This window comes from Saccharothrix sp. ST-888 (assembly GCF_000955975.1).
Lineage (GTDB): Bacteria > Actinomycetota > Actinomycetes > Streptomycetales > Streptomycetaceae > Kitasatospora.
In genome coordinates, this window is sequence record NZ_JYJF01000094.1 from 20,249 (window position 1) to 29,835 (window position 9,587).

Sequence of the window (9,587 nt, forward strand, 5' to 3'; positions counted from 1 at the left end):
GGGTGATTCCGAGCAAAGCCCTGTATATCCCGACAGACCGGCGGGACGGGGGACGGCGCTCCGGGGGCAGGTCAGCGCCGGAGACTCACCCGGACCCCTCCGGCGACGGCGCCCGACCGCCGCAGTAGAGGGGCCAGTTCTCGGCGGAGACGTTGCCGCACCAGAGCCTGGTGTCCTTGCTGTCCTGCGGCCGCCGGTCCTCGCGCGGCGCGGCACAGGTGTGCCCCGGAGCGTACAACGGGCAGCTGCCGTCCGCTCGTTGGAGCATGTGCGAGCGGTAGGCGTCGATGCCCATGGTGCCGCTCTGCGGGTTCTGCGGCATGTACCGGTTGGCGGACCAGGAGGCGGCCATCGCCCCGAACACCGCCAGCCCGCAGAGCGAGCCCGCCGCCAGCCGCCGGCCGAGGAACCGCGGCAGCCGCACCTGCCGGTCGGCGGTCAGGCGCAGCCACGCCGCGCGGACACCGGCGGAGAGCAGCAGGGCGGCGAGCACGGCGAGGGCGATCAGCGCGTACAGGATCAGCCAGGTGGTGCGCGGGTAGAGCATGACGGCCTGGTCGCGCTGCATGTGGCCGGCGAACCAGAAGCGCAGGACCCAGGCGCTGACCAGGCAGCTCAGCGCGGCGATCACCGGGGGCCGGCGCAGGCCGAGGGCCAGGGCGAGGCCGAGGCCGGCCAGGACCAGCAGCGAGAAGGTGGTCTGCCCGGCCAGCTCGCCGGGCGGCGGCCAGGCCCAGGCGGCGGGCCAGCCGGAGCGGTCGGAGCGCCAGCCGAGGACGTAGGCCGGGTCGGTGTAGACGTCGAAGTAGGCGTAGCGGTCGACGGTCCCGGCGCCGTGCGCGGCGAGTTTGAGCAGCAGCGGCGAGCCGACCGCGGCGGCGGTGACCGCGGCGGCGCCGAGCAGGCCGGCCGCCCGGGTCAGGGCGGCCCTGCCCCGGCGCCACGGGACGAGCAGCAGGACGGCCGCCAGGACGCCGGGCGCGGACCAGACGAACCAGCCCGAGTAGACCAGGAAGAGCAGCCCGAACGCGGCGCCGAGGCTCACACCGCGCAGCAGGGCGGCGCGGGCGGACAGCGCCGTGACGCGGGTGAGTTCGGTGAGCAGGCAGCCGATCAGCGGGAGCAGCACCACCATCACCAGATGGCTGTACGGCCGGATCGGGTCGAGGAAGAGGATGGCGGCGGGCAGCGCGACGGCCAGCGCCCAGGCGGGGCGGAGCAGGGTGCGCCAGGCGAGGTAGCAGAGCGGGCCGAAGACGGCGCTGAGCAGGAGCTGGAGGTCCTTGAGGGCGTAGCCGACGTGGCCGCCGCGCAGGTACTTGGCCCATTCGGCGAGCAGCACGATGAAGCCGGGCGGATAGACGTCGGGCAGTCCCTCGCCGCGCAGGAAGGAGGCGGCGTAGCCCTGGAGGGTGCCCGGGTCGCCGTCCTGGCCGCCGAGGCCCCAGGGGGTGCCGCGCAGGGCGACGGCGATGCCGCCCGCGACGATCCCGGTGCCGAGCCCGGCGACGGCGGCGCAGCCGAGTCGGAGCACCAGGTGCCAGCGGGGGCCCCCGGCGCGGCGGGCGGCCCACAGGACGGCGGCCAGCAGCGGGATCGCCAGCAGGGCGGCGCGGAACTGGAGTCTGGCCAGCCCGCTGACCTGTCCGACCCTGATCAGCGGGTTCACATGGATGTTGCGGGCCCAGAGCATGAAGCCGACGGCGAGGACGAGGGCGAGGGCCGCCTCGGCCGTGGCGGCGGGCAGCCGGCGGGTACGGGGGCGCCTCCCGGGTGCGGCGGCGGACGCCTCGGGGTCGGGCGGGGCGAGCTGCGGTTCGTCGGGTACCTCGGTGGCCACATCGGGCATGCTGCTTCGCTTCCGTCGGGGAGGGGGCGAGGAGTGCGGGTGGCCCGGTCGCACCGTCGGGCGGCGCCGGGCAGTCCTCCGGCACTGCCTCGGGCGCAACGAGGCGCGACCCGACCGGGGCATCGATTCGGGGCCGCATTAGCCCGAACGGGGCGCAGGCAAAGCATTGTTGACACTTCATCAGTAGACGCGGGGGACGATCGGCCGGCCGTCCTCGGCATAGCGGACCAGGGCGACCTCCAGGCGGTCGCGGCGTCCGGGCCCGGCCAGCCGCTCGGTGTCGGCCGCGAGGGCCGGATCGTCGAGGTAGACCCGCATCGGGACGGGGGAGCCGTCGGCGAAGTCGACGATCTCCTGCGGGGTGTGGCGCCAGCGGCCCCAGATCCAGCCCCGCCAGGAGCGGCCGTTGTCGCGGGCGAGCACACCGAGCCAGAGATTGCCCTCGTAGAAGCGCGGGTCCTCGCCCTGCCTCGGCTCGGTGAGCAGGACGCCGACCCGGGGGTCGGGCACCGGCCGGGCGGCGTGCACCGCGGTGACCAGTGCGGCGCTGAACGGGGCCGCGTCGGCTCCGTGCAGATAGGCGGCGGCCCGGCTGGCCTGCCAGCCGCTGCGGGTGATCCGCGCGTCGGGCTGGGAGTTGAGGACCAGCGCGGCCAGCACCGCGAGGGCGGCGGCCGCGGACCAGGCGGCCCGGGCGAGCGGCGCCGTACGGCGGCCGGCACCGGTCGCCGTACGGCTGCGCCGCTCGGGCGGTCCGAACAGCGGGACGACGGCGGCGCCGGCCGCGATCGTGGTGACCACGACCAGCTGGTGCAGCAGTTTCTCGTAGTAGTACTCGGTGTGCCCGGTGCTGACGAGCTGGTACTCCCGCAGGACGAGCACGAGAGCGGCCACCGCCAGGACGGCACCGAGCGCGGCCCGCCGGACGGCATTGCGCCGGGCCGCCCGGGTGAGCAGGCCGAGCACGGTCAGGGCGAGCAGCGGCAGCAGCAGGTGCCGCACCACCGGCTGGACGGCGCCCGGCATGGCCAGCACGGCGGGCGAGTCGGCCTGGCTCCAGTTGGCCAGGACGGGCAGGGCGGCCGCCGCGCCGGTGAGGACGGCGGCGGCCAGGGCCACCCGCCGCACCGGCCGCAGGCGCCGCCGGTGCACCACCGCCCAGAACAGCAGCACCGGCACCGCGGGGACCAGCAGCAGGTAGTACGCGAAGGCCAGCCCGACGGTCAACGCGCCGAGCAGCAGCAGCTGTTCGCCCGGTCTGCCGAGCGGGCGCAGCGCCAGCGCGGTGAGCAGGGCGAACAGTCCCAGGCCGAAGATCTCGCTCTCGAAGCCCGCGAGCAGCAGCGGCGTCGCCTCGGCCAGCACCAGGTAGCCGCCGGTCAGCGCGCACAGCGGCAGCACCGCCCAGCCGCCGAGCGCCGGCCCGGCCGCCCGGCAGGCCGCCCAGAGGACGGCCGCCACGCAGGCGGTGAGGACGGCTCCGGCGAGCAGGGTGAAGGCGCCGAGGGAGGCGAGGGCCTCCGGTGCCCCGGTGCCGCCGCGGACGAAGCCGGTGAGCACGGCCAGCACCAGGTGGCTGCCCTGCGGGTAGCTCTGGAAGCCGTCCTGGAGGGCGACGGCGGCCTGCTCGCGGTGGAAGACGAGATAGCCGCCGAGCCTCAGCACGGCGTCGTACAGCGCGAAGTGCCGGGCCAGGTCCTCGCCGTGGAACAGGGCGGCCAGCCGTCCGGTGGCGTCCTCGGCCAGCAGCGGGCGGAGGTAGCACCAGCCGACGGCCGCCATCGCGAGCAGCAGCAGGCGGTCGACGAGCGGGACCTTCAGGCTCCGGCGGGAGAGGCGTTGCGGCCGGGCCAGGGCGGCGGCGGCCAGCGGCAGGGCGGTGGCCTCGGCGAGGGCGACCGGGTGCAGACCCCAGGGCCCGAGCGAGGCGAGGACGCCGAGCAGGCAGCACCAGCCGGTCAGCAGTCCGGCGGCCAGGACCAGCCGGTCGAGGGCGCTGAGCCGGGAGCGGAACCGGGCCGCGGTGGCGCCCCAGAGCAGGACCAGGGTCAGCAGGTCGGCGCGGAGCAGGTGGAGCAGCGGGGGTGCGAGGAGCAGGACGGCGGCCGGGAGCAGCGCGGACGGGTCCACCAGACCGGGACGGGCCGCCGGGCGGAGCCCTGCGCCCTCGGAGTCCTCGGGCGCCTGGGTCGCCGCGTCGGGCATGGTGATCCGCTTCCGTCGGGTCGTCGGGAGTGGGGCGGCAGCGGTGGCGCGCGGACCGGCGCTCCACCTGCGGAAAGTCCCCTGCGCACCGAGGTTGGCACAGTCGGGACCTCCCCTCCACCACCGTCCGCGCCCTGCGCGCGACGACCACCCGCATGGGCGAGATCACCACCCGGCGGCCCACCGCGCACCGCCCCGGGGCGCGGCGCAGCCGCGCGGCGCGGAAGGGCCCGGCACACGGGCCGGCCCAGGGGGGTGAATGGGCGGCGGAATCCCTCCTTCGCGCGATTTCCCGGGAGGCGTATTCGCCCGTCCCCCCGGGGGGGGATCCGCTAGAGAATGCGCCGCGCGGCGCGGGTTGCCGCATGGCGGCTGCGGGCCAGGGCGCGGATGGCCTGGTAGGTCAGGTAACGCCCCCGGCTGAGGAGTTCGTTGCGGACGCGCCCGCCGTCCGGGGCGGGTCGGTAGTCGGCGGGGCGCAGCCGGGCGCAGTGGCGGGCGGCCCGGCGGAAGTACTCCCGGCGGTCGCCCGCCGGGATCCGGCCGGGCTTGCTGACCACGGTGTTGAGGTGGTGCAGCATCCGGCCGTAGACCACGGCGCGCCAGCGGGCGAGGTCCGGCCGGCCGTCGAGGAAGGCGAACACCCGGTCGTACTGGTCGAAGACGTCGAAGTGCTTGCGGCTCGCGGTCGCGAGTATGTTCCCGCCGCCCTCGCGCTGGCGGTAGTGGACGCCGACCCGGTCGAGCATGGTGATCCGGCGGGCGGCGAGGAGCGCCGGGAAGGTCCAGGGGGTGTCCTCGTAGTAGCCGGCCGGGAAGGTCAGGCCCTGCTCCTCGATGTAGCTGCGGCGGTACGCCTTGTTCCAGACCACCATCAGCAGTTCGAGCAGGTCGGGCCGGTCGTCGAGAGCGAAGACCTCGGGCCCGGAGCGGGCGAAGACGGGGGCGGAGCTGCTGCGGACGACCCGGCCGTCCCAGTAGGAGCGGGCGTAGTCGTAGACCAGGATCTCCGGGTCGTCGCAGGACTTCAGCCGTTCCCCGACCGCCTGCAGCAGGCCGGGGGTGAGGGTGTCGTCGCTGTCGAGGAAGATCACGTAGTCGCCGGTGGCGCTGTCCAGCCCGGCGTTGCGGGCGCGGCCGAGCCCGACGTTCTCCGCGAGGTGCAGGACCTTGACCCGCTCGTCCCCTTCGGCAACCCGGTCCAGGATGGCGCCGCTGCCGTCCGGTGAGCGGTCGTCGACCGCGATCAGCTCGAAGTCCGCGCAGGACTGGGTGAGGACCGAGTCGAGGCATTCGGTCAGGTATTCCTCAACCTGGTACACCGGGACAATCACGCTGAAACGGGGCATTGGACTCTTTCCCACGGGGACACGAGGGCCGCCGGAGATCACCGGTCCGCCGACGGACACAGGCCGGGTTGCGGCCTGGGGAGACCGGTCGCGGAGCAGCCCGATCAGGGCCTGATCCGCACCCCCGAGCGGCCTCGACCGACTCTCCCACCAAGCGCGTAACGAGTTGGCGGATTCTCGGTTACCGGCGTCGTACCTTCGAGTGAATCGCGCGGGCGGCTGCTTCGCCGCGCCTCTACTCTCCGTCACAACTCGATCTCGTTTCAACCCCCGCCGCGCCCGGAAAGAGCGTGTCGGCAGCCACGGGAGGCCACCGCCATGTCCGAAGTCCACGAGCCGCAGCAGCCCGACTCCGCCGCACCCGGCTCCCCCGCACCCGGTTCCGCCGCGGGGGAGGCCACCGCCGGCGCCTCGTACACCGAGCGGCTGGTCACCCTGGAGCAGTCGGGGCTCAAGCGGCTGCTGCCGACCCAGGCGCCGTACCGCTGGAACCTGCGCCGGCTGCGGCTCGGCCGGGTGCTGGACGTCGGCTGCGGGGTCGGCCGGAATCTGCAGCACTGCGCGCCGGGCAGCGTCGGCGTGGACCACAACGAGACCTCGGTGGCCACCGCGCGGGCCCGTGGTCTGGAGGCCTGCACCGCGGCCGAGTTCGAGAGCGACCCCGAGCTCGGCCGGCCGGGCGCCTTCGACAGCCTGCTGGTCGCGCACGTGCTGGAGCACCTGGACGCGGCGACGGGTGCGCAGCTGCTGAAGAGCTACCTGCCGAGCGTGCGCCAGGGGGGCCGGGTGGTCCTGATCACTCCCCAGCCCGCCGGGTACCGCTCGGACCCGACCCATGTCCGTCTGGTGGACTTCGACGGCCTTCGGGAGCACGCCGAGAACGCCGGGCTGACGGTGCTGCGCAGCTACTCCTTCCCGTTCCCGGAGATGGCGGGGCGGGTGTTCAAGTACAACGAGTACGTCCTGGTGGCCCGCCTCTCCTGACCGGCGGCCCGGCCCGCTTTCCCCGAATCGGTCACTTTCGGGCGGTACTATCCGCCCGTGTGCCGACCCTGGACCTTCCTCGGTCGGTTCCGGACCGGTCGCCAAGCCCCCGATGAAAGGCCCGCGCAGCCGATGGCACCCCGCCTCTCCGTCGTCGTCCCGATCTACAACGTCGAGCGTTATCTGGAAGAGTGTCTGGACTCGATCGCGGCTCAGACCTTCGCCGATTTCGAGTGCGTCATGGTGGACGACGGCTCGCTGGACGGCAGTGCGGCCATCGCCGAGGCGTACGCCGCCAAGGACGCGCGGTTCCGGCTGGTGCGCCAGGTGAACAAGGGCCTCGGCGCCGCCCGCAACACCGGCTACCGGCACATCGGCGAGGGCACCGAGTTCCTGGCCTTCGTGGACAGCGACGACACGCTGCCGCCCAGCGCGTACGAGCTGATGATCGGCACCCTGGACGAGACCGGGTCGGACTTCGCCACCGGCAACGTGCTGCGCTTCCGCGCCGTCGGGTACTACCAGTCCGGCGGGCACCGCAAGCCGTTCAAGGAGACCAGGCTGCGGACCCACATCACCGAGGTCCCCTCGCTGGTCACCGACCGCACCGCGTGGAACAAGGTGTACCGCCGCGCGTTCTTCGACGCCGCGGGGGTGCTCTACCCCGAGGGCATCCTGTACGAGGACGCGCCGGTCAGCGTGCCGCACCACTACCTGGCCCGCAGCGTGGACGTGCTCTCCGAGCCGATCTACCACTGGCGCGAGCGCGAGGTCGGCGAGATGTCGATCACACAGATGCGGACCAACCCCAAGGGCCTGATCGACCGGGTGAAGTCGATGGAGCTGGTCCGGGCCTGGCTGCTGGAGCAGCCGGGCACCAAGTTCCGCCGCCATCTGCGCTCCTACGACGAGAACAACCTCGTCGAGGAGATCCCGATGTTCTTCTGGTCGGTGCTGGAGGGCGACCAGGACTACCGGGACGCCTACCGGGAGAACGTCAGCCGGCTGCTCCGCGCGATCGGCCCCGAGCAGGTCCGCCGGCTGCGCGCACCGCTGCGGCTCAAGTACCACCTGACCCTGCAGGGTCGGATGGACGAGTTCGTCGAGCAGATGCGCTTCGAGAAGGACAGCAACGGCGCCGCCCCGGCACGCGGCCTGCTCCGCCCGTACGCCGACTACCCGTTCCTGCGCGGCGGCCGCAAGAGCGTGCCCGCCGACGTCCTGCGGCTGGACAACGCGCTGGTGATGCGCAGCCGGCTGTACGAGTCCGGCTGGGAGGACGGCCGGCTGCGGATCACCGGGCACGCCTTCCCCGAGCACCTGGGGGCCGAGCACAAGCACGACATGGTCAAGGTGCTGGTGCTGCGCGAGGCCAAGGGCCACCGGGTGCTGGCCGTGCAGACCAGGACGATGTACAGCCCGGAGGCCACCGCCAGCTCCCCGCACGACCTGTACAGCTGCGACTGGGCCGGGTTCACCGCCGTCATCGACCCCAAGCGCCTGAAGCACCGCGGCCGTTGGCGCGACGGCTCCTGGCGGGTGCTGATCGCCGGGGTCGGCAAGGGCGGCGTCTACAAGGGCCGGATCTCCGGCGGCTGGAGCGACACCGCGGAGTACCCGCCGGTGCACTGGGTCGAGGACGACGTGCGGATCGTGCCCTGGCTCCGGGACAACCACGTCTACCTGCGGGTCGAGCTGGTCAGGGCCCGTGCGGTACAGGTGGATTCGACGGCCGGCGAGGTACGGGTGACCGGGTCGGTGCGGTCCGGCGCCGACCTGGCGGGGGCCAGGCTGCGGCTCAAGCACGTCGAGTCCGAGCGCGATCTGCTCTTCCCGCTGGAGCTCGGCACCCCCGCCGGGCTGCACGTACCGTTCACCGCGAGCTTCCCGATCGCCGAGCTGTCCGCCGTCCGGGCGGCCTGGGACGCGCTCGACCCGGCCTCCGCCGACCGGCTGTGCGACCGCTGGGACACCGAGCTCCAGCTGCTCGACGGCTCCACCGTGCCCGTGGTGATAGACGACCGCCGGGCACCGGCCCAGCTGGACGTGCCGATCGAGGGCCTGCCGGACGAGGGCGCGCCCGGCACCGCCCGCGGCGGGCCGCGGGCGCTCTACTCCAAGCCCTCCCCCAGCGGGTACCTCCAGTTCAGCGACCAGGTCCTGCAGCCGGTGGTCGAGGAGATCACGGCCGCCCGGGACGCCGACGGCTTCCTGCTCAGCGGCAGCTTCCCGCTGCCGGGCACGCACCGGTACGAGCTGGTGATCCGGCACAACTGGCTTGAGGAGGAGCACAGTTACCCGGTGGAGATCACCGAGGGCCGGTTCCGGGCCGCGCTGCCCGCCGTGCCCACGGCCTCCTTCGCCGGGGAGGTGCCGCTGCGCCGGGGCACCTGGGAGGTCTTCTTCCGGCCCGTCGGCGCCGCCGCCGACAGTGCCTGGCCGCAGGTCCTGCTGGCGCCGTCCTGCCACGGCGCGCTGCCGCTGGAGGTCGAGGCCCGGGGCAAGCGGATCACGCTGGAGCGCCGCCGCTACGACGGCCTCTCGCTGGAGTCGCACTCCGACCTGCTGCCGGAGGAGCGCAGCGGCTACCGGCAGCGGCAGCTGCGCGCCGAGTTCCCCGCCCTGCAGCGCCGTCCGCTGACCGACACCGTGCTCTACAACGTCGCCTCCGGCGGCCAGTACGCCGGGTCGCCGCGCGCCGTGCACGAGGAGCTGGTGCGCCGCGGCACGCCGGTGCGCCACCTGTGGACCGCCGACGACCGGCAGGCCGACCTGCCGCAGACCGCCGAGCCGATCCGGCAGTGGTCCACCGAGTGGTTCGAGGCGCTGGCCACCGCCAAGTACGTGGTCACCAGCACCCATCTGCCCGAGTTCTTCGAACGCCGTCCCGGCCAGGTGGTCCTGCAGACCTGGCACGGCACCCCGCTGAAGCGGATCGGGCACGACTTCGAGAAGGTCTGGTTCACCGACGCCCAGTACCTCAAGCACCTGGACCACGAGGTGCCGCAGTGGAGCCTGCTGGTCGCCGCCAACCGCTGGTCGGCGCCGGTGCTGCGGCGGGCGCTGCGTTACCAGGGCGAGATCCTGGAGAGCGGCTACCCGCGCAACGACCTGCTCTTCGCGAGCGACCGGGAGAAGACCGCCGAGCGGGTCCGCGAGCGGCTCGGCCTGCCCGAGGGCAAGAAGGTGGTGCTGTACGC

Annotated in this window: 5 protein-coding genes; 2 read left to right on the plus strand and 3 right to left on the minus strand. The window is 73.7% G+C overall.

The features are described 5' to 3' along the window. Window positions 1-85: 85 nt before the first annotated feature. From UK12_RS25040 to UK12_RS25050, 3 genes are all read right to left on the minus strand, one after another. Complete coding sequence (locus UK12_RS25040; RefSeq protein WP_156178917.1) at window positions 86-1,840, minus strand: hypothetical protein; 1,755 nt, start codon at window positions 1,838-1,840, stop codon at window positions 86-88. A 189-nt stretch (window positions 1,841-2,029) separates the two neighbouring features. Further along, window positions 2,030-4,054, minus strand: coding sequence for a hypothetical protein (locus tag UK12_RS25045; protein ID WP_045305393.1), 2,025 nt, complete (start codon window positions 4,052-4,054; stop codon window positions 2,030-2,032). Window positions 4,055-4,386: 332 nt separating this feature from the next. Beyond that, window positions 4,387-5,403, minus strand: a complete 1,017-nt coding sequence (locus UK12_RS25050; protein WP_052682142.1) for a glycosyltransferase family 2 protein — start codon at window positions 5,401-5,403, stop codon at window positions 4,387-4,389. A gap of 318 nt (window positions 5,404-5,721) precedes the next feature. Here UK12_RS25050 and UK12_RS25055 point away from each other — a divergent pair, with 318 nt between their 5' ends. Together UK12_RS25055 and UK12_RS25060 are read left to right on the plus strand one after the other, a co-directional pair. Next, complete coding sequence (locus UK12_RS25055) at window positions 5,722-6,387, plus strand: class I SAM-dependent methyltransferase (protein ID WP_045305394.1); 666 nt, start codon at window positions 5,722-5,724, stop codon at window positions 6,385-6,387. A 132-nt stretch (window positions 6,388-6,519) separates the two neighbouring features. Beyond that, a partial coding sequence (locus UK12_RS25060) for a bifunctional glycosyltransferase/CDP-glycerol:glycerophosphate glycerophosphotransferase (protein WP_045305395.1) occupies window positions 6,520-9,587 on the plus strand: 3,068 nt, incomplete at its 3' end.